This is a genomic window from Pseudomonas sp. NFACC46-3 (assembly GCF_900114515.1).
GTDB lineage: Bacteria > Pseudomonadota > Gammaproteobacteria > Pseudomonadales > Pseudomonadaceae > Aquipseudomonas > Aquipseudomonas fluorescens_Q.
In genome coordinates, this window is sequence record NZ_FOTH01000001.1 from 11,532 (window position 1) to 35,606 (window position 24,075).

Sequence of the window (24,075 nt, forward strand, 5' to 3'; positions counted from 1 at the left end):
TGGCGAGGGAGCCTGCTCCCGCTGGGCTGCGCAGCAGCCCCAAACCCACCACCACGTTTCGCCAGACAGACCGCAGGCACCGGTTTTACGACGGCTCTGCCGCCGAGCGGGAGCAAGCTCCCTCGCCACAAGGGTTGCCTGCTCCCACGGATCACTGCGTGCTAGGCATTCACCTCCGGTTCCACCAGCGCCGCCAACACCAACGGGTGCAGGGCAGCGTCCGGATGTTTCTTCTCCCATGCCAGCAAGTCCCGGCGCATGCCCGGCGTCCAGAAGCTCTTGATGTGCTGGCGCACGCCATTCACCGCCAATGTATGATCCGGCTCGCTGGCGAAATACTGGGCGATCTGGTTGGCCATCTTTATCAAGCTGTCAGAGCTCATCGACGCACCTCCGCTTTCTCGGCATGGCGACGTTCCCTGAGCAAGCGGCTTTGTTCATCACTGAACGCCTGATAACGCTTCTGCCATTCCGAAGGCTGGCTGACCCGCACGATCTCGACCGCGGTCACCTTGTATTCCGGGCAGTTGGTGGCCCAGTCGGAGTTGTCGGTGGTGATCACGTTGGCGCCCGATTCAGGGAAGTGGAACGTGGTGTAGACCACGCCCGGAGCCACCCGCTCGGTCACCTTCGCACGCAGCACCGTCTGCCCGGCGCGACTGCCGATACCCACCCAGTCTTCGTCGACGATCCCGCGGTTCTCGGCGTCGGTTGGGTGAATCTCCAACCGGTCCTCCTCGTGCCAGGCCACGTTGTCGGTGCGTCGGGTCTGGGCGCCAACGTTGTACTGGCTGAGGATGCGTCCGGTGGTCAGCAGCAGTGGATAGCGGCTGTTGACCTTTTCCTCGGTAGGCACGTAGCCGGTGAGCATGAAACGGCCCTTGCCACGTACGAACTGGTCGATGTGCATGGTCGGCGTACCGTCCGGCGCGGCATCGTTGCAAGGCCATTGCAGGCTGCCGTGACGATCCAGTTCGGCGTAGCTGACGCGGCTGAAAGTCGGCGTCAGGCGGGCGATTTCATCCATGATTTGCGAAGGATGGGTGTAGTGCATCTTGTAGCCCAGGGCGTCGGCCAGGGCGATGGTGGCCTCCCAGTCGGCCTTGCCGGCCAGTGGATCCATCACCTTGCGAACGCGGGAGATGCGACGTTCAGCGTTGGTGAAGGTGCCGTCCTTCTCAAGGAACGAGCTGCCCGGCAGGAACACGTGGGCAAACTTGGCCGTTTCGTTGAGGAAGATGTCCTGGACAATCACGCATTCCAAAGCGGACAGCGCGGCCGTCACATGCTGGGTATTGGGGTCGCTCTGGGCGATGTCCTCGCCTTGGCAATAAAGCGCCTTGAAGGTGCCGTCCAGCGCGGCTTCGAACATGTTCGGAATACGCAGGCCCGGGTCGGGTTGCAGGGTCACGTTCCACGCCTGTTCGAACTGGGCGCGTACGGTTTCGTTGGAAACGTGCCGGTAGCCGGGCAGTTCGTGGGGGAACGAACCCATGTCGCAGGAGCCCTGGACGTTGTTCTGTCCACGCAGCGGGTTCACCCCGACACCTTCGCGACCGATGTTGCCGGTGGCCATGGCCAGGTTGGCAATGCCCATGACCGAGGTGCTGCCCTGGCTGTGTTCGGTGACGCCAAGACCGTAGTAGATGGCGGCGTTGCCGCCGGTGGCGTAGAGCCGTGCCGCGGCGCGGATCTGCTCGGCAGGCACGCCACACACCGGGCCCAGGACGTCGGGGGAGTTTTCCGGCTGGCTGACGAAATCGCGCCAGCGCGCGAAGTCCGCCGCCTCGCAGCGCGCGTCGACAAAAGGCTGGTCAATCAAGCCTTCGGTGGCAATCACATGGCCCAACGCGTTGAGCATGGCCACGTTGGTCCCCGGACGCAGTTGCAAGTGCAGCTCGGCACGGGCGTGAGGCGAATCCACCAAGTCGATGCGCCGCGGGTCGATGACGATCAGCCGTGCGCCCTGGCGCAGGCGGCGCTTGAGCTGGGAGCCGAACACCGGGTGCGCGTCAGTCGGGTTGGCGCCCATCACCAGGATGACGTCGGCTTTCATCACCGAATCGAAATTCTGGGTACCGGCGGACTCGCCCAAGGTCTGCTTGAGACCGTAACCGGTGGGCGAATGGCAAACACGGGCACAGGTGTCGACGTTGTTGTTGCCGAAGGCGGTGCGTACCAGTTTCTGCACCAGGTAGGTTTCTTCGTTGGTGCAGCGGCTGGAGGTGATGCCACCGATGGAGTCACGCCCGTACTTCAGCTGGATGCGGCGCAGCTCGCTGGCGGCGTAAGTGACCGCCTCATCCCAACTGACTTCCTGCCATGGGTCGTTGATGTGCTTGCGGATCATCGGCTTGGTGATGCGGTCCGGGTGCGTGGCGTAGCCCCAGGCGAAGCGGCCCTTGACGCAGGAGTGGCCATGGTTGGCCTGGCCATTCTTGTCCGGAACCATGCGCACCAGTTGTTCGCCTTTCATCTCGGCGCGGAACGAGCAACCCACGCCGCAGTAGGCGCACGTGGTAATGACGCTACGCTCCGGCTGGCCGATCTCCACGACGCTCTTGTCGATCAGGGTCGCCGTCGGGCACGCCTGCACGCAGGCGCCGCAGGAAACGCACTCGGAATCGAGGAAGTTGTCACCGCCGGCCGCTTCCACCCGGGAATCGAAGCCGCGTCCGGTAATCGTCAGGGCGAAGGTGCCCTGGATTTCCTCGCAGGCACGCACGCAGCGGTTGCAGACGATGCACTTGCTCGGGTCGTAGTCGAAATACGGGTTGGAAACGTCCTTGGCCTCAGCCAGGTGGTTGGCGCCTTCGTAGCCGTAGCGCACTTCGCGCAGGCCCACCTGCCCCGCCACGGTCTGCAATTCGCAGTTGCCATTGGCCGGGCATGTCAGGCAGTCCAGCGGGTGGTCGGAAATGTACAGCTCCATTACGTTGCGCCGCAGCGTGGCGAGCTTGGAGGTTTGCGTGCGCACCACCATGCCTTCGGTTACCGGCGTGGTGCAGGACGCGGGATAGCCGCGCATGCCGTCGATCTCCACCAGGCACATGCGGCAGGAACCGAATGCCTCCAGGCTGTCGGTGGCGCAGAGTTTGGGGATGGTGGTGCCGAGCAAGGCCGCGGCACGCATGACCGAGGTGCCGGAGGCGACGCTGATTTCACGCCCGTCGATGGTCAGGCTGACCTGCACGTCGCTTTCACGCGCCGGGGTGCCCAGGTCGATATCGCTGCTGGGATCGAAGATGTTGATCATTGGTCGGCCTCCGTGGTCGCCAGACCGAAGTCGGCGGGGAAATGCTTGAGGGCGCTGGCGACAGGGTAGGACGTCATCCCACCGAGGGCACAGAGCGAACCGTATTGCAGGGTGTCGCACAGATCCTGCAACAGCAGGGCCTGTTCCTGACGAGCACCGGCTTCGGTGCTGGCGATCAAGCGATCCACCACTTCCACCCCACGGGTAGAGCCGATCCGGCACGGCGTGCACTTGCCGCAGGATTCCTCGGCGCAGAACTGCAAGGCGAACCGGGCCATCTGGGCCATGTCCAGGCTGTCGTCGGCGACCACCACACCACCGTGGCCAAGCATCGCGCCCATGGCGGCGAACGCCTCGTAGTCCAGCGGCGTATCGAATTGCGAAGGCGGCACCCAGGCTCCCAACGGCCCACCCACTTGCGCGGCTTTCAGGGGCCGACCGCTGGCGGTACCGCCGCCGTAGCCTTCCACCAGTTCACGCAGGCTCAGGCCGAAGGCGCGCTCCACCAGACCGCCCTGACGGACGTTGCCGGCCAGTTGGAACGGCATCGTGCCCAGGGAACGACCCATGCCGAAGTCGCGATAGAACTGCGCGCCCTTCTCCAGGATGATCGGCACCGAGGCCAGGGTCACCACGTTGTGCACCAGCGTCGGCAGCCCGAACAGGCCTTGAATCGCTGGCAGTGGCGGCTTGGCGCGAACCGTGCCGCGCTTGCCCTCGAGGGATTCCAGCAGTGCGGTTTCTTCGCCACAGATATAGGCGCCGGCCCCGACACGAACCTCAATGTCGAAGGTGCGGCCGCTACCGCTCACGTTCGCCCCCAGATAGCCGGCGTCGCGAGCAATGCGCAACGCATCGTTCAGGGTACTGATGGCGGCCGGGTATTCCGAACGCACGTAGATGTAGCCCATCGTCGCGCCTACGGCGAGGCCGGCGATGATCATGCCTTCAATCAGCAGGAAGGGGTCGCCCTCCATCAACATACGGTCGGCGAAGGTGCCGGAGTCGCCTTCATCGGCGTTACACACCACATACTTCTGAGCACCCACGGCATCGCGCACCGTGCGCCACTTGATGCCCGCTGGGAACGCCGCACCGCCCCGACCGCGCAGGCCGGAATCCAGCACGCTGGCGACCACGTCAGCGCCATCCATCTGGATGGACCGGGCCAGGCCCAGGAAACCGCCCTGGGCACGGTAATCGTCCAGGGACAGCGGTTGTGTGATGCCGGCGCGCGCGAACAGCAGGCGCTGCTGGCTCTTGAGATAGGGAATCTCCTCCACCGGCCCCAGGGCCAGCGGATGGCTGCCAGGATCGCCTGCCAGCGCATCCAGCAGGCCCGGCACATCGGCCGGTGTGACAGGGCCAAAGCCCAACCGGCCGCCGACGCTTTCAAGCTCCACCAGCGGTTCCAGCCAATAGAGGCCACGGGAACTGGTGCGCAACACCGTCAACGGTAGCTGTCGACGCTCAGCCTCAAGGGCCAACGCATCGGCCACCTTGTCCGCGCCCACGGCACGGGCTACCGAATCGCGGGGGATACAGAGCGTCAGCATGCGCCCTCCTCCCTGCAATCATTGACCAACTGACGCAGACGCTCAGGCGTGATCCGCGCATGCAACTCCCCGTCCAGCTCCAGGGCCGGCGAACAGACGCAGGCGCCCAGGCAATAGACCGGCCGCAGGCTGATGCTTCCATCGGCGCTGGTACCGTGATCGTCCAGCGCCAATTGCTCGCGCAACTGCGCAGCCAGGGTCTCGGCGCCCATGCTCTTGCAGGACTCGGCCCGGCACAGGCGCAGGGTATGGCGCGCCGGCGGCGTGGTGCGGAAATCGTGGTAGAAGCTGATGACCCCGCGCACTTCAGCCTGGCTGAGGTTGAGGGCGTGGGCGATCTCCGGGACGGCGCTGTCGGGGACATACCCGCAGCCTGCCTGGATGGCATGGAGAATAGGCAGCAAGGCACCGGGGGTGTCCTTTTCGCGCGCAAGCACGCTGTGGATCAAAGGCAGGTGAAGCGTCTCATCGGGCATAAACGTACCTCGGCATCTCGAACGACACCACCGCATAGCGGCAGCCGTCCGGAGTCTTGGCTGCGGCGTCCGGCCCACGTCACGGTCGCGTGGCACATCCGATCGCCATTCTCGCTCTCCGGCCAGGTGTCTTTGGCGCACCTGGTCCGGGGCATCCTCACAGCTTGCCACTCCCGGGGGTTGGCGATTGCACATGGACGACGAAACGTGTTCTGAAAGCGACTAGGCGTGAAAAGTTGCCCTGCGTCCGCGGGAAGTCAAATACACAAGTGAGTGTAGGCGACCCGCAGCGATCGGTGGCTATTGGTCGTTTTCCTGACTGGCAGCGTGGCGAGTGCTTTGTTGGATCACAACATAAAGTTACAAACACACTATATATGTATCGTTTTCACAGCGTCGCACCAAGAGATCATCAAGGGAGTTTAAAACCTAAAAAACCGCAAGGACGCCCAATGTTACCCAAAATACTCGCCTCATACTCTCTGTCACTCTCACTGCTTGCCACTAGTTTTAACACAACAGCAGAGGAATATTATTGGCATATTCAACCGGAAGCTTGGGATTGGCAGGGACCACAGAAAAATCATCTATCCCCAGAACAAGCCTGTCGATTTCTGCACGAAAACACTGAGTACGAAATGTATGAATACGGCTCTGCCACTCCCACCTCAAGGGAAAACCAATGGACCTGTAACCTTTTCTATGGTGACGGGCCCGATGACAATCTAGCCATATCGATATACCGGCATGGCAACTCATGCGAAGGCGGGAAAGCTTTTAATAACTTCACCGAACAATGCGAAGCCCAAGGGGTGGACAACAGCTGCCCTTCAAGCCTAACGGGAAATCCGATAAATTTCGCAACAGGCTATAAAATACAACTCGAAAATGACTACTCTGCATCGAACTCACATTCATCTTTAAATCCACTCGAGTTTTCAAAGTCCTACAGAAGCGCCGATGGAATATGGCGACATGGTTATTCATCCAGACTAAGTTTCGAAGAGAACCTGATCACGCTTATTCATCATAATGGAAACCTCTCCTATTTCGAAAAGGAAGGTGCGTCGTATAAGGGTAAACCACCAGAAACGGGCAAGCTCACCCGCCTGTCAAACCGCTGGAGCTATCATGCCTCCAACAATCACGCACTTGAGTTTGACAGCGACGGAAGGCTCATAGCGCTCATCAAATCGGGTATCGCACTAAACATCACATACTTAAATACCATTGCAACTGTCACTGACGGCTTTGGCAACACCTTAACGTTTACCGAGGACGCAAAGAAGCAACCTCTTACCGTCACAGCGAACAACGTAAACATTAGCTACACCTACAATGATTACAAACAGCTTACTTCGATGATCAAAAACCATCCAAACCATACAGAAAACAAACAATACCTTTATCAAGACCCCAACGACCGCAGACTTCTGACCGGCATTATCGATGAACGCGGGGTGCGTTACGCCACATGGACCTATGATGAACAAGGACGCGCCATTTCAGGTGAGCACGCTGCTGGTGCTGAAAAAGTCCTGGTCAACTACAACAGTGATGGATCGTCCACGGTCACTAACGCGTTGGGCAAGCAGACGCACTATCAATTTGAATTGATTCAAGGCATCAAACGCATCAAATCCATTACAGGTTTTCCATCGGCCAACTGCCCCGATAGCAACTCAACTTTCACCTACGACACCCGCGGTCTGCTGACAACAAAAACAGACAACAATGGCAATATAACCACCTATCTCTACAACGACCGTGGCCTGGAAACCTCTCGCACGGAAGCGAGCGGCACTCCTCAAGCGAGAACAATCACCACCGAATGGCACCCTACGTTGTATTCCCCAGTGCGCATCAACGAACCGGATCGCTCCATTCAATACACCTACGACACTCAAGGGCGCCAGCTCAGTAAAACAATCATTTCACGTTAATTCAGAAGGATCTGAATATGAACATATTGACATGCAGGGTTGCTCTGCTCACTCTCGCTTTGGGCGGAACCATTACCAGCCTTCCCCTTTGCCAAGCTGCCGAACGTGGCTGGTCGTTCACCTACAATACCCAGGGGCTGCTGGAGTCGTCAGATGGGCCCCGAACAGATGTAAGTGACATTACCCGCTATGAATACGATGCCAAAGGACATCTGGCACGCATTATCAACGCGCTCGGCCACACCACCAGATTTTCCAACTTTGATGTCGCCGGCAATCCTAAGACAGTTGTCGATTCCAATGGTGTTATTACAAACCTGACCTATGCACCACAAGGCTGGGTGAAATCGCTGAGTAACGCTACCGGCACAGTTCGCCTTGAACACAATGCCGTGGGCGACATCACCAAGATAATTCGCGCAGACAATAGCTGGTCGGCTTACACCTGGGACGACGCAAGGCGGCTCATTCGAGTGACCAATAACGCAGGGGAACAGATCGAATTTGATCTCGACCCGATGGGGAACCGGACTGCGGTAAGGATCAAGGACAAGACCGGTCATCTGACCAGACAACATCAATGGGTGTATGACGAACTGGGTCGCTTGCTGCGTTCAGTGGGTGCTGCCGGCCAGACAAGCCGGACCCAGTACGACCTTAACGATAATCCGATCATGCTGACCAACCCCCGCAATCACAGCCATCAACGGGCCTTTGACTCATTGAACCGATGGGTGACGAATACTGACCCGCTCAATGGCATCACTCAACTTGAGTACGACGTTCAAGATAACCTCACGCAAGTCCGCGACCCACGTGGTGCAACCACTCAATATCAATACGACGGCCTGGGAAACCTGACGCGGGTGAACAGCCCTGACAGCGGCGCCACTGACTACCAATACGATGCCGCAGGCAACGTGACGCAACAGGTGGACGCGCGTGGGGTGGTCACGACTTTTACCTACGATGCGCTCAATCGCCTGACCGCCCGCCGCTATCCGACGAACCCGGCACTGGACGTTCAGTTCCACTACGATTCGATTGCCGCCGGTAACAAAGGCATTGGCCGACTGACAGCCGTGGAGGACGTCAACGGGGAGCTGAATTACACCTACGACGCCCAAGGCAACGTTACAGCCCAGCGGCAAACAGCGCCTGCAAACACAGCCACTCAGCCAGAACAAATCGGCTATGGATACGATGTCGCCAATCGGTTGAGCAGGATCGACTATCCAACAGGTTTCAGCATCGTTTACTCGCGCAACACCACAGGACAAATCAGCCAAGTACAAATTCGGCGCGGTACGGGGCAGCCGACCGCGTTCGCCAGCAACATCACGTATCAACCTTTTGGTCCGCTTAAAAACCTGACCTGGGCCAACGAGACTACGCTTCAACGTACCTTCGATCTGGACTACCGGCTGACCGCTCAAACCGTTGCAGGCCAGAGTAACGCCTATACCTACGACGGCCAGGGAAACATGACTCAAATGCAACGCGACTCAGTCGACTACCATGGCTACAGCTATGACCCGCTGGATCGCCTGGTGGGAGAATCTACTGCTTTCAACCGGATGACTTACGTTTATGATCCCGCGGGTAACCGCACCCGAAAAGCGCTCAGCACGTTGATTGACGGCGAGTTGCGTGTCACCGCTGGCACGTCTTATCAGTATGGGGCGAGCAACAATCGGTTGACGCAGGCAGGCACCCACTCGGTAGACTTCGACGCGGCAGGCAACCTGACCGCAGACCGCGCCAATCGTCAGTTTTCCTATGACGAGCAGAATCGCCTGAGCAAAGTGAAAATCAAGGGTGCTGTCAAGGCTCGGTTCCGCTACAACGCTTTCGGCCAACGAACCAAAAAAATCACCTCTCAAGGCACTACAACATTTATCTACGGGTTGAGTGGCGAACTTCTTGGCGAGCACGTATTCGATAACCAAGGCAAGAAGCTGAGAAGTCAGTTTTATATCTGGCTCGAAGGGGTGCCCTTGGGCGGGATCAGTGTGAGCTACGGTGCAACGGGCGCGCCAGCAAACAGCGCCGCGTTCTACCTCCATAGCGACCACCTCAACACACCGCGGATCGCAACGAACGCGGCGCGAACAAAGATATGGGAGTGGGTTTCCGATGCATTTGGTACAAAGGAAGCCAGCGGACAACTGGAAATCAACCTACGCTTTCCCGGTCAGTACTACGATGTTGAGACTGGACTCCACTATAACTATTTCCGTGATTACGACCCGAAAACTGGACGCTACATGCAGAGCGATCCGATTGGTTTGGCGGGAGGGCTTAACACCTACAGTTATGTAAATGTCAACCCGCTGAAATACGTTGACCCGTTAGGCTTGGAATCTATTTTTGAGTGGTCCGCAAAAGCTGAAACCGAAGCGCAAAATAGTAAATTGCCTGGCATGCACAATGGGCCTCAAGATGCGTATAGACATTGTGTTGCATCCTGCATGATTGCCTCATCGAACTGGGGAGAAACAGTAAGTCAGTTAGCAGGCTGGGCAAATGAGATATCAAATTTCGGGCAAAATCCCAGCGAAAGGGCCATGGATGACTTTAACAACCAAGCGGGCATATGCGCAGCCAAGGGCAACAACCCTCCTGAAAACTGCCCCCAAAACTGCATGACATTTCTTAACAATGGAATCTTAAGGACAGAGGCAAGCTCTGAAGGTGCATACTATTAATACCATTCTTAAACTGTCGAAAACATCAGCAGCACTGATTGCTCTGGTGACTGTGGTTTTTGCTACCGTTGGACTCAGATACCAAGAACCCGTGAACATTGAACGTGTTTGCGAGGACTCTCCACCTCTGCTAATAAACAACGTCAATAGCTGCAGCTTTGTTGATCAGACTTTGAGCTTCCTTGAAACGGAAGGCTACAAGCCTGTAATTCTAGAAAACTTAGAAAAAAACAGTGGTCTTCTGCGAAAAAAATTCTCTTTAAAAACATTTGAAGTACCCAACTACAAAATAGATAACAGCACCGCCCCTGCGCAATTCAGCTTTATAAACGGACGATTATTTGCCATATCCTACTTTCCGAAAGCATCAGACACCGTATTCGAAAGGCATCCAGCAAGTAAATCCGAGACGCTGACTGTAAAACACCTGACCAACCACCAGGGATTGAAATACATATCATGGTCAAACAATCACCTTGAAACCTATATCACTTGGTGGATATCGAGATTCTCATGAGGGCTAGCACGTGAGTTACTAAACGTTACGGCTTGCCCCAAGCCGTAACGTTTCTTTAGAGGTATTTGAGCGCCCGGTTTAAAGCGATTACTTGAAAGCCGTACCCGTGAATCAGCGCTGCCTGAACGAGCAAGACATACGCCGGATCCGCTTATTTGAACCGGCACTCGTCCTTAATGGGCTTGGCGCAATGCGTTGGCAACCAACGTAAATGCAGGCGAAGGTTGCCGCCGGCTGGGATAGTACAAATAGTAGCCTGAAAACGGTGGGCACCAATCTTCCAGCACGCGCACCAGCCGGCCTTCTTGCAGGTACGGTTCAAACTCTTCTTCTGGCAGGTAGGCAACGCCCAGCCCGGCCACTGCCGCCTGCAGGATATGGGTCGACGTATTGAAAATCAGTTGGCCGTCCACTCGCACGTTCACCTGTTTGCCTCGACGCTCAAAGTCCCAGACATAGAACCCGTCTGATGTTTGCATGCGCTGGTTGATACACCGATGGCTCATCAGATCGTGGAGGGCCTTGGGAATGGCGTGGGCAGCGAAGTACGCTTGCGAAGCGACGACAGCCATCCGCAATGGAGGGCCTCGCACCCCGCGCGGTGAGTTCACGCCATCGAGCTCGTCCAAAGACCTGACCACGCACCCGACGCTGACAAGCAACATCAAGTTCATGAATTTTTATCTCCTCAATGACATCGAGACCATTTCGCCTCATCCGATGTTATTCATTGCTGGCGCCGATGCGCACTCCAGGGAGTTCAGCGAGGAGGCTTACAAACTCGCCGGTCAACCCAAGGAACTTGTCATCATTCCTGGGGCAGGCCATGTCGATCTTTATGATCGGGTCAACCTCATTCCGTTCGATAAGCTGACGAGCTTCTTCCAGAGCAATCTGAGATGACAAGGGACGGGAAAGTGGTCAAGAGCGGTTTCGCCCCGGCAGCATCCGGACGAGGGTATTGTCACGCACCCAGTAGTGATGAAACAGCCCCGCCGCCGCATGCAGGCCGATCAGCCAGTAGCCACTGCTGCCAAGCAATTCGTGCCAATACTTGAGCTGTTTGGCCAAATCGGGATCCACCGCCACGGGAGCCGGCAAGAAGAACCCGAAGTACGGCACGGCCTTACCGCCGGCGGCCAGCATCAACCAGGCCAGCACGGGTGTCGCGATCATCAGGCCATACAGGGCCGCATGCATCAGGTGGGAAACACCCGTCTGCCAGGCTGGCGGCGCGGGTGTGACGGGCGGGCGTGGTGTCAGGCGCCCGAACAGACGAACCCAAACCAGTGCAAAAATGCTCAGCCCGAAGAGCCCGTGCAACCCCAGGAACAGGCTTCGCCCGGCGCTGCCACGGGGCAACAAACCCTTGATCTCGATACAGGCATACACACCGACGAACAGTGCCAGCATCAACCAGTGCAGGGTGATCGACAGTTTTCCATAACGGTTTACGGCAACATCGCGGGTCATGACACGCCTCGTGAAAGTCTGACGGCTGCCGACTCATTCGCCAGCCTCGATCCGGTCGCTGGAACCGATGCTGCCAATTTGCAGGCAAAGTCTTAAGGCAGTCTGAAGACCGACATTTCAAGAAGTTTTTTACCTTCAAACTTCGGCGATCCGCTTAGAGGCCCCAAATAACTCGATCATTATCGAGCACCGCGTGAAGTCCATAGCCAAGTCAGGAAAAAGCCTGGAAAAACGGAAAGCTGATACCATCCGGAAAATTGACATGCTGAGCAGAACACCATGAATCGCCGCAAGAAAATAAACCAGTTATTGAAGGCTAACGCCAAAAAAGCCAGTGCCAAGCTCGCACCCAAAAACAAGACTCAATACATCAGCAAAGCCGACCGACTGAAACTGGCGGCTGAAGCCAGCGACGCCCCCATCACGCCGCCGGAAAGCTGATCCACGTTGCTGAAGTTCCATCCTCAGGCCGTTTTGCACGTTAACCAGGCGCTCCAGAAAAGACTGCTGAAGAACCGGGTAGCACTGCCGAATCCTGCATCACTCAACAGTTTTTGAACCGCAGCCTCGGAATGTGGAGGATCGGCGCCTTGAAGAATCTTGCCAAGCTTGACTGTCACTTCTTCCGGGCTGGCGCCATGCTGTCGCCACCGTTGCCCCCAGGCCGCGAGCAGTAACGGTTGACTGGCATACGCATATTGGTTCCCGGCGACAATCAGCGGCGCCCCCGGCTTTAGGTGTGCCTGGATGGACCGCAATATTTTCGACTTGGCTTCATCCCCATCGAGATGATGGAGTACACCGATCAAGGTGGCAGCATCGTACGATCCGTTGGCTACCAGGTCTTCAACGTGCCCAAGATGCATGGCGGTTCTTCCGAGCAAGTTGTTTGCGGCTAATTGCTGCTTCGCGGCCTCCAGCATAGGCTCGGAGGGGTCGATGGCAGTGAAGCGCCAACCCGGCTCCAGCTTGGCCATTGCAATGATCTCTTGCGCCGTACCGCCGGCGCCCACCACCAGTATTTTCGCCGAGCCCACATTCCCAAGGGTCGCCGCCAGCATGCACGCCGCCAGGTCTTGGCAGGCGTCGTATCCAGCGAGTGCAATGCGGCTCTGCCGGCCGTACTCGTTGGCCCGTGAGGTATCAAACTTTTCCGCTGAATTAAACGAGGATGATTTCAAAGCGCAGTTCTCCATATGCTGAAATCAAGCTACGCCTCGCTTAGGAATAATAAAAATTCATTAATTTTATGCGCAGCATTCCCATAAGGAATATCGTTTTCCATCGGCAGCATTTTGCGCAGTCAGCGAATTGCGACTTGCGATAAACATATGGAAATACGAATATGTTTTTTTCCATATGTTCTGGACCGAATTGGAGCTGTGTAATGACTGAGTTCTCCAGCGAAACCCCGCATGACTTCCCAAACCTTGACCTGTCACTCTTCGACGTACCCACAGCGGAAAAACTCGCAAAGGGCGCAGAACCAGAACATAAACCGCGCATACTTTTACTGTATGGATCAACCCGCGAGCGCTCTTTCAGTCAGTTGCTGACCCGCGAAGCGGCGCGCCTGCTGGAGCTCATGGGCGCCGAAACCGCGATCTTCGACCCGTCCGGGCTGCCATTGCCGGACGATGCGCCCGTCGATCACCCCAAGGTGCAGGAACTGCGCGACCTGGTGATGTGGTCGGAAGGCCAGGTCTGGTGCTCGCCAGAACGCCACGGCTCGATGTCGGCGGTGTTCAAGGCACAGATCGACTGGATCCCGCTCGCGCTGGGCGCGGTTCGTCCTTCCCAAGGCAAGACATTGGCGGTGATGCAGGTATGCGGCGGCTCACAATCCTTCAACACGGTGAACCAACTTCGTGTGCTGGGGCGTTGGATGCGCATGGTCACGATACCCAATCAATCCTCCGTCCCCAAAGCCTTCCTTGAGTTCGACGAAGTCGGGCGCATGAAGCCATCGCCCTATTACGACCGGGTCGTCGATGTCATGGAGGAACTGATGAAGTTCACCTTGCTGGTGCGCGGCAGAGAAACCTATTTGGTCGACCGCTACTCCGAGCGAAAGGAAAGCGCCGAAGCGCTCTCCAAACGCGTTAACCAGAGGTCTATCTAGGTGCAGCGATAGTGATAGGTTCTTCGGTGGGATGTAGAACCTTAACGGACGTTGGCTCATGGCTTGAAATCTGGCATTGATTCAAGCATCCACCCGCTCAATCCAGAACAGGACGCAGGAAACTACGCTCATAACTCAGAATGAATCGTTGTTCCGTCGCCTGGGTCACTAATTCAACGCACGCTGGATCCTGTTCGGCTTTCCTTCGATAGTTTTCGTAGTCGGCCAGGCTGGCAAAGCTGAACAGGCAGTAGGCGATGTTGTTGGCGCCTTCGGCGGGGAGAAAGTAGCCATGATGGACGCCCCCCATTCGGGTCACCACTTCGATCCATTGGCGCGAGTAGCTCTCGAAAGCTGGGATCTGGTAGGGGTCAATGACATACCTGACATGGCAAGTAATCATGGGCTCAATCCTTTGAAAACTAAAAAAACGGATTCTACACAGGATACGAGGCATGTCGTCGATGATTGCCATTGGCCGAACAACTTCTTCGCTCGCTCCCTCTCATCACCCGGGTCAGTACTCCCCTGCCATGATCGAGCGCTCAAAAAACAAATGCGGCGCTTGCTATCGCAGTGCCTGACGCCTGCGATCAATCATCAACCAGGATCGAAACACCATGGATGAACGCCAAGCAACCATCAAAAACAAGATCCACGCCGTGGTGACGAGCGGCGAATCCGACGAGATTACCTATCGGTCAGAGTGGCTCGGTTACCTGCCCTTCCCGGTTTTCCGATGGGTTGAATATCAGGGTGAAAGCTTTTCCAGCGATTTCCCCTTTGATTGGACCCTTGAGGATCTGGCGAGTCTTGAGTGCACAGGGTTCTTGGAAACACTGGAAGCTTATGAAAACCCGGAAGACAGTTTTGATCGGGATATCAGGTATCGCGTTCATGTTGGGCGCGTGTAACGGTTGGCTGGAAAAATGAACAATTCAAGGAAAGGACATGGGCATTCTTGATCGCTTGTTCGGCGGCCGCTTTACGCTGCCGCCACCGGAGGAAACGACTGTCAGCGACGCGGCGATCATGCGGGAGCTGCATCCCTATCGCTCCGAGCTCAAGGCATTTGCCCAAGCCATATTGGCCCGCATGCCGGAAGACGAGCGCGCCAGGCTGGTTCGGCGCGTGCTGCGCCTGTACGGCTCGGGCCTGGAGCCAGTCTCGGCACTGGTGGAAGGATTGCTGGATACAGACCGGGGCCAGAAGCTCGAACACTTGGCTTTGCTCGGCGTCGACTGGAAAGGCTTTGATGGTTTCGAATATCTGGCGCCTTACCTGGTGAGCGCTAGCGGGGTGAAAGAGGCTTACACCTATCGGCACGAGGGCACGCTATCGATGCCGGAGACGCTGGCCAGTTTTGACCAGTGGCTGGCGGCATTCGACAAACGCTACCTGCACCTGGACTCTGGTGGCGACGAATATGTGGGATTCATCGCCGATACCGACCAGGTTGAAGCCATGATCGAGCTCGGGCGGCAAGCAGGTGTTGAAGTACGCCTCGATAGCTTCTGAACGAAGAGGCGTCATCGCTGGATAACGTCATCCCGCTGAACAAAGCGAGCAAGGTAACAGTCGGAGCAACAAGACCCTCGGCAAAGAAACCTGGCTCATGCCCCTACGATCCGCTGCCCTCGCTACGTTGTTCTCTTTGGCTGCCAGCGCGGCGGTCGCAGTGCCTGAACCGCTGCGCCTGGAAAGCCTGAAACGCTGCGGCGACCTGCTCGAAACCCAGCGCCAGGATTGGTGCCTGACCGTACGCGGACTGGGCAACGCAACGCCGCAACTGAAACTGGGCGCCAAGGTGATACCGGCAGACACGATCCAACGCGAAGGGGAGAACCTGCGCTTGCGCCTGGACAGCACCGACTACCAGAGCGGCCCGCTCTCGCTGCAGGACGGCCCACGCGCCAGCAATGCCGCCTGGCTGACGTTGCGCAACAGTCACGTACTGGCCGCCGGAGCGCACGAAGTAGCGAAGAACATGGATGGCCTGACCACCTACCTCGACCTGGTCAGCGTGCTGATCGAGGAAGACCGTGACGGCCGTCAGGAAGCCGAGCGCCTGGCCCGCAGGTATGGGGCAACGGTAGTCGGCAGCATCGCGCCGCTGAACCTGTACCAACTTCGCCTGCCGGCCAAGGACCTGGTGCAGCGTGACGCCCTGGTGTTGCGCCTGGGCAGCGAGACCAGCGTGGACGCCGTGGTCATCGAAGAGTCCTCGGCCGAAGAAACCGAGCAAGCCGCAGCCCATCCTGAAGAACCGAAGAAGCCTGCCCTGGACTCCGATGAGTGGGCCGCGAATCGCTTCCTCGACGCGGTGAATTATTACCAACGACGCATCCCCGCACGACAGCCGCCCATCCAGCCGCAACCGGTACGCATTGGCCTGATCGAGCGTGATGTGGATTTCGACACGACGGATTTCGCAGACTACCTCGGCGCCTGCTCGCCGCCGCGCACCTGTGTCTACGCCCGCGATGCAGACAAGCCGGACAACCATGGCACAACCGTCGCCGGCATTCTCGCCGCGCGCTGGGACGACAACGGCAACACTGGTTTTCTCCGTGGCCTGGACAAAGCCAGCGGTGGCTTCGAGGTCATCGTCGAGCGTAATTCCGATGCCGGGATCACCGCCAATATCGCCGCCTCCGTCAACCTCGTGGAGGACGGTGTGCGCGTGCTCAACTGGAGCTGGGGCATCCACCGCGTCGGCGCCAAAGACATCAAAGGCGATGAGGTCGACTCGCTGCTGCGCTCGGGCATCGCCATGGGCGGATATGAGGAGTTGCTGGAGGAATTCTTCCTCTGGCTGCGCAAGGAACATCCCGACGTCATCGTGGTGAACTCCGCCGGCAATGGCGCTTCGTTCTCGGGCAGCGACGAATACCGCCTGCCCTCCTCCTTCATCACCGAACAATTGCTGGTGGTCGGCGGGCACCAGCGCAGCGAGCATACCGACGTCGCCGTCGACGACCCGGCCTATGCAGTCAAGCGCAGTTCCTCGAACATCGACATGCGCGTCGACATCACCGCCGCCGCATGCGCCCACGCCTCGACGACCAACGCCGACCAGCAAGGCGCAGTGCATTGCGGCACCTCCTACGCCACGCCCATGGTCGCGGGCCTGCTGGCGGCGATGCTGTCCATCAACCCGCAACTGCACCCCGAGCAACTGCGCATGCTGCTACGCCGCAGCGCCATGACCATCGGCGACAACCACGACTTCGAACAGATGGACGCCGAAGACCTCACCGCGCCCATCCTGCCGTCGGAGCGTCGCTATCAACTCAACGACAAAGACGTCGGCCGCTCAGCGCGGCTGGACATGCAAAAGGCCCTGGACCTGGCCGCACAAAGCCGCGACCGCGTGCGTTGAAAGCCTAGGTCAGTCCAACTCAAGACGATGTCTGCTTGCGCGGGCAGAACCAGCCATGCATCAGCCCCGCCTGGAAGAACTGTACCGGAGCCTCGAACCCAGCGGTCCCGATGAGACCGGCGACCTGCTGTGTCGGCAAGATAGCCACGTCTCGGGCGTAGGCGGCACGAGCTCTGGCCAGCATCTCCGGCTGTACGCCTGCCGAGGACATCAGCGTCATCCAGTTGCGCAGCAGTGCCTCATAGGCAGGTGACTCGATGTCGGCGGCGAGGTCGGCGTTTGCCAGTATTGCGCCCGGCTTGAGCCGGCGGGCGATCTCATTAAAGAAAGTTATGCGGGACTGTGGCTCGAGCAAAAATTGAGACACCAGAAAGCAGGTAGCGCCGTCGTGCTCAGGCTCGGCAGGTAGCGCGTCGAGGTAACCCTGGTGAAAGCTGCAACGCGAGAGGAAGCCTTCTTGTACCGCTTTCTGCCGGCAGATATCGAGCATGGCGTCCGAGGGGTCAACCGCGGTGAAATGCCAGCCGCGGTTCTGCTTGGCCAGGTGGACCAGTTCCGCACCGGTGCCCACGCCGACACAGAGAATCCGGGCATTCTCCGGTAAGTCAGCGAATACGGCGTCGAGCAGGGTGTACAGGGCGTCACGAATAGGCGCCATTCCCGCCCATTGCTTGTCGTAGCTGGCGGCCTGCTGGTCGAATAAGGCCTTGAGTTCTTCATTGCGCATGGAGAGCACCTTCCTTTGCGTCGTGATGGGATGTACCGCGATGGATGCGGCTACGCTTTGAGTATCCCAGGGCTGTCAAGCCCCATAGGTGTCGAAGGTCCGCACCTTTTCATAGCTCCCGCGCGCCCTCACGATCACATCCTTTTTGGAAAGCCCGGCAGCCTGTGCGAAGGCCATCACATGTCCCCCCACTCGTATTCACACGCCGTGCGAGCACAAACCCTATCAATGACGAGTGCTTTCTGGCGAAGTGTCAGCAACCAATAGCGACTACTACTGCATATCAAAGGCTGGCGTGGCTCGATACAGGTCACACAACGCAAGCACGAACGAAAGCTAGCCAACTTTTGCAGTTTGGTTCGAACAGGTCTGCATAAACCTTGAGCAGAGTCTACTGGATCAGCAACCCATGCCTAAGACATAAAAAGCAGCACACTCAACGACAACACAGGCAACCGCCAACCACCGGCTGATCAGGATCGTTCTCAAGAAATGTGACCACGACTTCCATGCCCATCCGCGGCGGCCCAATCTCACAACGCCAGTCGGCGGCGCCCTTCAGCCAGCAATGACTCTTGTCGTCAAATCTATCTTCACGGTCCCAGGGGAACTTGACCTTGATCCGTCCGAAGCACCGATCATTCTGGATCTCCTCGCCTTCTGAAGCGACGACTACAGCGGTCTGCATGCTTGGCACCTGAGGTTTCTTGTGAGCCAACGGCGGACGATAGGAAACATTCCACGGAAGAACGACAAAGCGGTTGCGGTAACCCTGATGAAAGTCATCTTCGTTCACAGTGTTGCCACGGGCGACGTTCTCACCCAATACCTGTGGTTGCCGGCCTTCGTGGATGACCTGGGTCAGTAGCCATAGGGTGTTCCACTCCTGGCGCGGATGGCCTGAGATTTCCAGCACATGGCCGCTGACTAACCGAGTCTGGTCACTTTGCCCTTCAGCTTGTCGATAGGCCGCATGGCGGCGCTCCATAGTCCGAAGACGTATCTGCTTGCCGTGCTCATGACCGGTATAACGCTGCGGACTGTCATCTTTTTCAATGTCCAGCGGTTGCTCGAAATCATAGTTGCGCTGCGAGATACGACTGGTGAGCTGTCCCAGACGCAGGTTGATGCGCTTGATCAGGGGTTCGTCGGCCACCCTATCGCTCTCATCCCTATAAGCAGTGGGTTGGCCAATACTGGGAAAAACCGACTGATCATCGCCAAAGACCAGCACGTGGCCTTGAGCGCCGTGCTGAAAGTGAAAGTGGATACCCTCTTCTTCGCACAAGCGCTGAATGAAGTGCAAATCCGTTTCGTCGTACTGGGTACAGTAGTCACGCTCGGGGTAGGTCGCCCCCAGATGAAACCGATAGGCGTCGCCCAGAATGCCGTGCTCTTCCAGTATCAAGGCGACGATTTTCGGCACCGAGAACTGTTGATAGATCCTCTGGTTGATGCGATGGCGCAAGTAGGCCAGGTGCGGTACGAGGGCCAGCCTGTAGCGCGTCAAACACTCACCGTTACTGCTGTGAGCGATGTGGTAGACCCGTCCATGAATGCCGTTGCCCTTCGAGTCGAAGGTCAGAAAAGCCTCTACGTCGAAGAGGCTCTTGAGATCAAGGTCAGACCGCTCGCTAACAAACTCCACATTGAAGAGGTAAGGCCTGCTGATCGCCTCTTTTCCAGTGAATGCGAGCACTTGAAAATCGTGCTCAAAACCTTCGATGGTCAAACTGAAGTGCGTTTGATTGGCTGGGCTGAACATCCGCTGTTCTCTTCTTACATAAGGCGGCGCAATGGACCGGAAGACCCCGAACAATACTGGGCTGATGGATTAACAGGCACGAACCCACCCGCCCAGCGTTCCTGTATATCGGCGTTTGCGTCTTACTTTCCAGACATACAAATCAAGTCAGATCAGACACCACTCTTCACTTTGGTCCAGATCCGCGTGCGGATCCGCTCCAACTTCAACGGCAGTGGCTCAAGTGGAATAAGTGTCGCGATCGTTTTTTTGTCTGGATAAATCCAAGGATTGTCTCGCAGCTTCTGCTCGACGAACTCAGCGGCATCCTTATTGGCGTTAGGGTATAGCGTGTGATTTGAGGTCTTGGCGATAACTTCTGGTCGCATCATATAATTAATGAACGCCATGCCTTCCTTGGGGTGGGGAGCGTCTTTCAGCAAAACCAGATTCTCTGACCAGGACAGCGCTCCTTCGCGAGGAAGGCTGTAGGCGATCTTGCGCCCCGTGTTGGCCTTCTCGTTGATGGCCTGCGCAGCAAGGGCACCGTTAGCCCATCCCACAACTGCACAAATATTGCCATCGGCCAGGTCAGCGTCGATTTTGGAGGAGTCGAAATAGAGGACGTAAGGACGAATTTTCAACAGCAAGGCTTGCGCTTTCTGGTAATCATCCGGGTTCTTGCTGTTGCTAGGGAGTCCAAGGTAATTCAACGCAATCGAAATGATCTCACTTGGAGAGTCAAGCATTGCCACGCCACACGACTGTAGCTTGCTAATGTTTTCCTCTTTGAAGATCAGGTCCCAGCTATTCACCGGGGCATTATCACCCAACGCGCCCCTGACTTTGTCAACGTCATAACCAATGCCGGTAGTGCCCCATAGATAAGGTACGGCGTAGCGGTTACCAGGGTCATTGACCGCGAGCTGGGACAAGAGATCAGGATCGATGTGTGAGAAGTTACTCAGTTGACTACGATCCAATGGCTGAAGGACTCCCGCCTGGATCAGGCTGGGCAACACATTGGAGGTCGCCACAACCACGTCATACCCGGTGCGCCCGGCCATGACCTTGCTCTGCATGATTTCAGCGCTGTCGAACGCATCCATATGCACGCGCGTGCCAGTTTCCTGTTCAAACTCCTTTGGCGTCTCCGGCGCAAGCAACCCGAACCAGTTATACAGATACATCCCGGGCTCTACGGCCGCTACTGATGTGCTTATCCCTGCACAGAGAAGCGAGGCGGAAAAAATGGTTCGCAAATGTGACTTTCTCATGCAACATCCTTGTCAAGACGATACGCCCTCATGGCCATCGTTAACCCTGGCAGCGAATATACCGGGTGTTACCGAATAGTAAATACCTACGAATACTTACCTTTGACCTGCGAATCCCTAACCCTAAAGGGGTAGAAAATGCCGTTTGACCTCCACAGCCTGGCTTGGCATCGATCGATTGGAAAGCTGATCATGCAGCTGAATCGTCCAGATTTCTGGAGTTCACTTGTTCGCACCTTGAATGAATATGTACAAATCGATAATTGGGTTGTATTGATTTTCAGCAATCAACACGTGCAGGTTGTTAGCCTTCCCGAGATAGCAGACGCGGAAGAAGTCGACGCATTCATTCATCGTTATGTGAAGGGTCTTTACTTGCTGGATCCGTTCTATATAGCCAATCGGGAAAACCCACAGAGTGGTTTCTTCCACCTACTGGATATAGCACCGGAATATTTTCTTGAAACCGAGTATTACCATCAGTACTTTGCACAGTACATCTCCATGGATGAGGCACAGTTCAATGTCCAACTCGACGCCGACAGAACGTTATGCATTTCCATCGGCAGCAAAGTCCGCTTTAGCCAAGAACAAATAACCATGCTGGACATCATAAAACCGTGGGTGACAGCATTGATGCATCAGCGCATGGGTTTTGAAATTGACGTAGAGAAAACCCTGGCCGAGCCACCTCTGTGGCCGGAAACGGTCAATCAGCTTGGCACCCAAATAACCGCACGCGAGAGTGACGTACTCCGTTTATTACTCAGCGGCTTCTCCAATAAGGAAATAGCCGGAAAGCTGTCCCTCTCGGCGGAGACCATAAAAGTTCACCGCCGCAACATTTATGCAAAATTGAATATCAAGTCGCAATCTGAGCTATTTGCTCGATTCTTCATGCCCAAACAGAATGTTCCCGCTACCCATTGAAGCCAGGACACCGGGGCTGATTTGTTCGGTCATGCGCCTGCAAGCATCAAGTTCAGATTCTGCACCGCCGCGCCAGCGGCGCCCTTCCCAAGATTGTCAAACACCGCAGCCAGCAAAACCTGCCCGGCCTCATCGTTATCAAACACCGACAATCGCAAATCATCAGTTCCGTTAAGCGCTTGAGGATCAAGGGACGTCAACGCTTTCGCTTCTTGCATCGACATCACCTGTACATGGCGCGCATCGGCGTAGTGCTGCATCAAACACCCATGCAACTGCACCGCGCTCACGCCTGGCGCCAGCAATCGGGTGTGCAAGGGTATGGTCAACACGATCCCCTGCCTGAAAGCGCCATAGGCCGGTACGAACATCGGGCGCTGCGTCAGTCCGCTTTGCTGCTGAATCTCCGGAATATGCTTGTGTGCCAGCCCCAGCCCATAGACCTGAAACGCCGACGCCTGTGCTGCGCCTACTCCCTCATGCTCTTGCACGCCGGCACGTCCTTTTCCGGAATAACCCGATACGGCATGAATGTTCAGCGGGTAATCCCTGGGCAGCAATCCGGCCTCCAGCAATGGGCGTAGCAACCCGATCACCCCCGTTGGATAGCAACCGGGATTGCTGACCCGTCGCGCAGCGGCGATGCGTTGGGCCTGTTGCGGATTCATCTCTGCGAAACCATAGGTCCAGTCTGGCTGGGTGCGGTGCGCCGAACTCGCGTCGATCACCCGAACGACGGGGTTTTCGATGGTCGCTACGGCGTCGCGTGCGGCTTGGTCGGGCAGGCAGAGAACCGCGATGTCGCAGTGATTGATGGCTTCGGCGCGACGTTGCGGATCCTTGCGATGTTCGGGGCTGAGTGTGAAAAGCCGCAGATCGTTGCGTTCGCGCAGACGTTGATGGATTTGCAGCCCGGTGGTGCCTTGGTCGCCATCGATGAATACAAGGGGACTTGCCATGGAGTGCTCTCGGACATTGGAAATCAGGAGCCCAATCTTCAGCGAGGCTCTAAGATAGGAAAAGTTGAATTTACAAACCATGAAATTCAGTTTTTCTGAATAAGGAAATCTTCATGCGCGAAATCAGCCTGGACCGTCTGCGCACGTTGGTGGCGATTGCCGACCTGGGATCGTTTGCCGAGGCCGCCCGTGCGCTGCACCTTGCACCACCCACCGTCAGTCTGCATATCGCCGACCTGGAGGCGCGCGTGGGCGGCAAGCTGTTGTCGCGCACGCGCGGGCGCGTTCAGCCTTCAGCGATAGGGAGCACGCTGGTAGAACGCGCGCGGCGCCTGTTGGCAGACGCAGAGCAGGCGCTTGAGGACATCGAACGTCAGGTGCAAGGGTTGGCCGGGCGTGTGCGGCTAGGCGCCTCCACAGGGGCCATCGCGCAGTTGCTGCCCCATGCTTTGGAGTCGTTGAGCCAACGCCACCCCGCTATCGACGTACAAGTCGCGGTGCTGACTTCCCAGGAAACCTTGCAGAAACTGGCCGAGGGCTCCCTGGAGGTTGGTTTGGTTGCACTGCCGCAGTCCCCGGTGAAGGGCTTGCGGATCGAGCCGTGGCGACGGGACCCGGTCATGGCGTTCCTGCCGGCTCGCTGGGAGTCCCCGGAGGTTGTGACCCCCACTTGGTTGTCCGCCCAGCCGTTGATTTTGAATGACGCCAGCACGCGTCTTTCGCGCTTGACGGCGGAGTGGTTCGCCAGTGATGGGCAACAGCCTGCGCCGCGTATCCAACTGAACTACAACGACGCGATAAAAAGCCTGGTGGCGGCAGGATATGGTGCGACGTTGTTGCCCCATGAGGCGGCCACGCCATTGCTTGATCACAGGATCGTCATGCGGCCATTGAAGCCCTTATTATGGCGTCAACTGGGTATCGCCCACCGCAGTCTGGACATCGAACGGTCTACGCAACATGTGCTGGATGTGTTGTGGGAATTGAGTGCGCAGTGATGCCCTC

21 protein-coding genes and 2 pseudogenes are annotated in these 24,075 nt (G+C 57.2%); 11 read left to right on the forward strand and 12 right to left on the reverse strand.

Features of this window, described 5'->3' with window-relative positions; genetic code table 11:
* Positions 1–161: 161 nt before the first annotated feature.
* From BM300_RS00070 to BM300_RS00085, 4 genes are read right to left on the reverse strand one after another with little or no spacing between them, the layout of a single operon-like run.
* Positions 162–383, reverse strand: a complete 222-nt coding sequence (locus BM300_RS00070; protein ID WP_092141591.1) for a formate dehydrogenase subunit delta — start codon at positions 381–383, stop codon at positions 162–164.
* Complete coding sequence (fdhF, locus tag BM300_RS00075) at positions 380–3,256, reverse strand: formate dehydrogenase subunit alpha (RefSeq protein ID WP_092461548.1); 2,877 nt, start codon at positions 3,254–3,256, stop codon at positions 380–382. Before fdhF ends, BM300_RS00070 begins: the two co-directional genes overlap by 4 nt.
* Positions 3,253–4,812, reverse strand: coding sequence for a formate dehydrogenase beta subunit (locus BM300_RS00080; protein ID WP_092344905.1), 1,560 nt, complete (start codon positions 4,810–4,812; stop codon positions 3,253–3,255). The genes fdhF and BM300_RS00080 overlap by 4 nt, the downstream gene beginning before the upstream one ends.
* Complete coding sequence (locus BM300_RS00085) at positions 4,806–5,288, reverse strand: formate dehydrogenase subunit gamma (protein ID WP_063321514.1); 483 nt, start codon at positions 5,286–5,288, stop codon at positions 4,806–4,808. The genes BM300_RS00080 and BM300_RS00085 overlap by 7 nt, the downstream gene beginning before the upstream one ends.
* Before the next feature lie 296 nt (positions 5,289–5,584).
* Here BM300_RS00085 and BM300_RS00090 point away from each other — a divergent pair, with 296 nt between their 5' ends.
* Genes BM300_RS00090 through BM300_RS29820 form a run of 3 tightly spaced genes read left to right on the forward strand, consistent with a single transcriptional unit; the run spans position 5,585 to position 10,456 of the window.
* Entirely contained in the window at positions 5,585–7,231 is a 1,647-nt protein-coding gene (locus BM300_RS00090; protein ID WP_256571606.1) for a DUF6531 domain-containing protein, read from the forward strand.
* A 17-nt stretch (positions 7,232–7,248) separates the two neighbouring features.
* Complete coding sequence (locus tag BM300_RS00095) at positions 7,249–9,939, forward strand: RHS repeat domain-containing protein (RefSeq protein ID WP_092344901.1); 2,691 nt, start codon at positions 7,249–7,251, stop codon at positions 9,937–9,939.
* Positions 9,926–10,456, forward strand: coding sequence for a hypothetical protein (locus BM300_RS29820; RefSeq protein WP_139197642.1), 531 nt, complete (start codon positions 9,926–9,928; stop codon positions 10,454–10,456). The genes BM300_RS00095 and BM300_RS29820 overlap by 14 nt, the downstream gene beginning before the upstream one ends.
* A gap of 173 nt (positions 10,457–10,629) precedes the next feature.
* Here the strand turns inward: BM300_RS29820 and BM300_RS00100 are convergent.
* Positions 10,630–11,043, reverse strand: a pseudogene (locus tag BM300_RS00100) (LysR substrate-binding domain-containing protein); the annotation flags it as partial.
* Position 11,044: 1 nt separating this feature from the next.
* On the opposite strand from BM300_RS00100, the pseudogene BM300_RS00105 reads away from it, so the two are divergent.
* Positions 11,045–11,359 (forward strand): annotated as a pseudogene (locus BM300_RS00105) (alpha/beta hydrolase); the annotation flags it as partial.
* An 18-nt stretch (positions 11,360–11,377) separates the two neighbouring features.
* Here BM300_RS00105 and BM300_RS00110 read toward each other — a convergent pair.
* A complete protein-coding gene (locus BM300_RS00110) occupies positions 11,378–11,929 on the reverse strand; it encodes a cytochrome b (RefSeq protein ID WP_092461550.1) in 552 nt (183 codons plus the stop codon).
* A gap of 279 nt (positions 11,930–12,208) precedes the next feature.
* Here BM300_RS00110 and BM300_RS00115 point away from each other — a divergent pair, with 279 nt between their 5' ends.
* Entirely contained in the window at positions 12,209–12,370 is a 162-nt protein-coding gene (locus BM300_RS00115; RefSeq protein ID WP_080766468.1) for a DUF2986 domain-containing protein, read from the forward strand.
* A gap of 23 nt (positions 12,371–12,393) precedes the next feature.
* Here the strand turns inward: BM300_RS00115 and BM300_RS00120 are convergent, their stop codons facing one another.
* Positions 12,394–13,110, reverse strand: coding sequence for a class I SAM-dependent methyltransferase (locus BM300_RS00120; protein ID WP_092142706.1), 717 nt, complete (start codon positions 13,108–13,110; stop codon positions 12,394–12,396).
* A gap of 206 nt (positions 13,111–13,316) precedes the next feature.
* On the opposite strand from BM300_RS00120, the gene arsH reads away from it, so the two are divergent.
* On the forward strand, positions 13,317–14,051 hold the full coding sequence (arsH, locus tag BM300_RS00125) for an arsenical resistance protein ArsH (protein ID WP_092344891.1): 735 nt from the start codon (positions 13,317–13,319) through the stop codon (positions 14,049–14,051).
* A 97-nt stretch (positions 14,052–14,148) separates the two neighbouring features.
* Here the strand turns inward: arsH and BM300_RS00130 are convergent, their stop codons facing one another.
* Entirely contained in the window at positions 14,149–14,454 is a 306-nt protein-coding gene (locus BM300_RS00130) for an NIPSNAP family protein (protein WP_039011797.1), read from the reverse strand.
* 217 nt (positions 14,455–14,671) lie between these two features.
* Between BM300_RS00130 and BM300_RS00135 the strand changes: the two genes are divergently transcribed.
* From BM300_RS00135 to BM300_RS00145, 3 genes are all read left to right on the forward strand, one after another.
* Positions 14,672–14,965, forward strand: a complete 294-nt coding sequence (locus tag BM300_RS00135; protein WP_063321519.1) for a hypothetical protein — start codon at positions 14,672–14,674, stop codon at positions 14,963–14,965.
* A 37-nt stretch (positions 14,966–15,002) separates the two neighbouring features.
* A complete protein-coding gene (locus BM300_RS00140) occupies positions 15,003–15,569 on the forward strand; it encodes a DUF6630 family protein (RefSeq protein ID WP_092344889.1) in 567 nt (188 codons plus the stop codon).
* 97 nt (positions 15,570–15,666) lie between these two features.
* Positions 15,667–17,433: a S8/S53 family peptidase gene (locus BM300_RS00145; RefSeq protein ID WP_092344887.1), complete on the forward strand. Its 1,767-nt coding sequence runs from the start codon at positions 15,667–15,669 to the stop codon at positions 17,431–17,433.
* 19 nt (positions 17,434–17,452) lie between these two features.
* On the opposite strand, the gene BM300_RS00150 is transcribed toward BM300_RS00145, so the two are convergent.
* The 3 genes from BM300_RS00150 to BM300_RS00165 all read right to left on the reverse strand — a co-directional run bounded on the left by BM300_RS00150 (position 17,453) and on the right by BM300_RS00165 (position 21,181).
* Positions 17,453–18,160, reverse strand: a complete 708-nt coding sequence (locus BM300_RS00150) for a class I SAM-dependent methyltransferase (protein ID WP_092141626.1) — start codon at positions 18,158–18,160, stop codon at positions 17,453–17,455.
* A 436-nt stretch (positions 18,161–18,596) separates the two neighbouring features.
* Positions 18,597–19,925 carry a type VI secretion system tip protein TssI/VgrG gene (gene tssI / locus BM300_RS00160; RefSeq protein WP_092461552.1) on the reverse strand — a complete coding sequence of 443 codons (1,329 nt, stop codon included), beginning with the start codon at positions 19,923–19,925 and terminating at the stop codon, positions 18,597–18,599.
* A 152-nt stretch (positions 19,926–20,077) separates the two neighbouring features.
* Positions 20,078–21,181, reverse strand: coding sequence for a polyamine ABC transporter substrate-binding protein (locus BM300_RS00165; RefSeq protein WP_092221985.1), 1,104 nt, complete (start codon positions 21,179–21,181; stop codon positions 20,078–20,080).
* A 138-nt stretch (positions 21,182–21,319) separates the two neighbouring features.
* Here BM300_RS00165 and BM300_RS00170 point away from each other — a divergent pair, with 138 nt between their 5' ends.
* Positions 21,320–22,111 carry a helix-turn-helix transcriptional regulator gene (locus BM300_RS00170; RefSeq protein ID WP_092221983.1) on the forward strand — a complete coding sequence of 264 codons (792 nt, stop codon included), beginning with the start codon at positions 21,320–21,322 and terminating at the stop codon, positions 22,109–22,111.
* A gap of 29 nt (positions 22,112–22,140) precedes the next feature.
* Here the strand turns inward: BM300_RS00170 and argC are convergent, their stop codons facing one another.
* Positions 22,141–23,070, reverse strand: coding sequence for an N-acetyl-gamma-glutamyl-phosphate reductase (argC, locus tag BM300_RS00175; RefSeq protein ID WP_092461554.1), 930 nt, complete (start codon positions 23,068–23,070; stop codon positions 22,141–22,143).
* A 113-nt stretch (positions 23,071–23,183) separates the two neighbouring features.
* On the opposite strand from argC, the gene BM300_RS00180 reads away from it, so the two are divergent.
* Positions 23,184–24,068: a LysR family transcriptional regulator gene (locus BM300_RS00180; protein ID WP_092344881.1), complete on the forward strand. Its 885-nt coding sequence runs from the start codon at positions 23,184–23,186 to the stop codon at positions 24,066–24,068.
* The last annotated feature ends 7 nt before the right edge of the window (positions 24,069–24,075 follow it).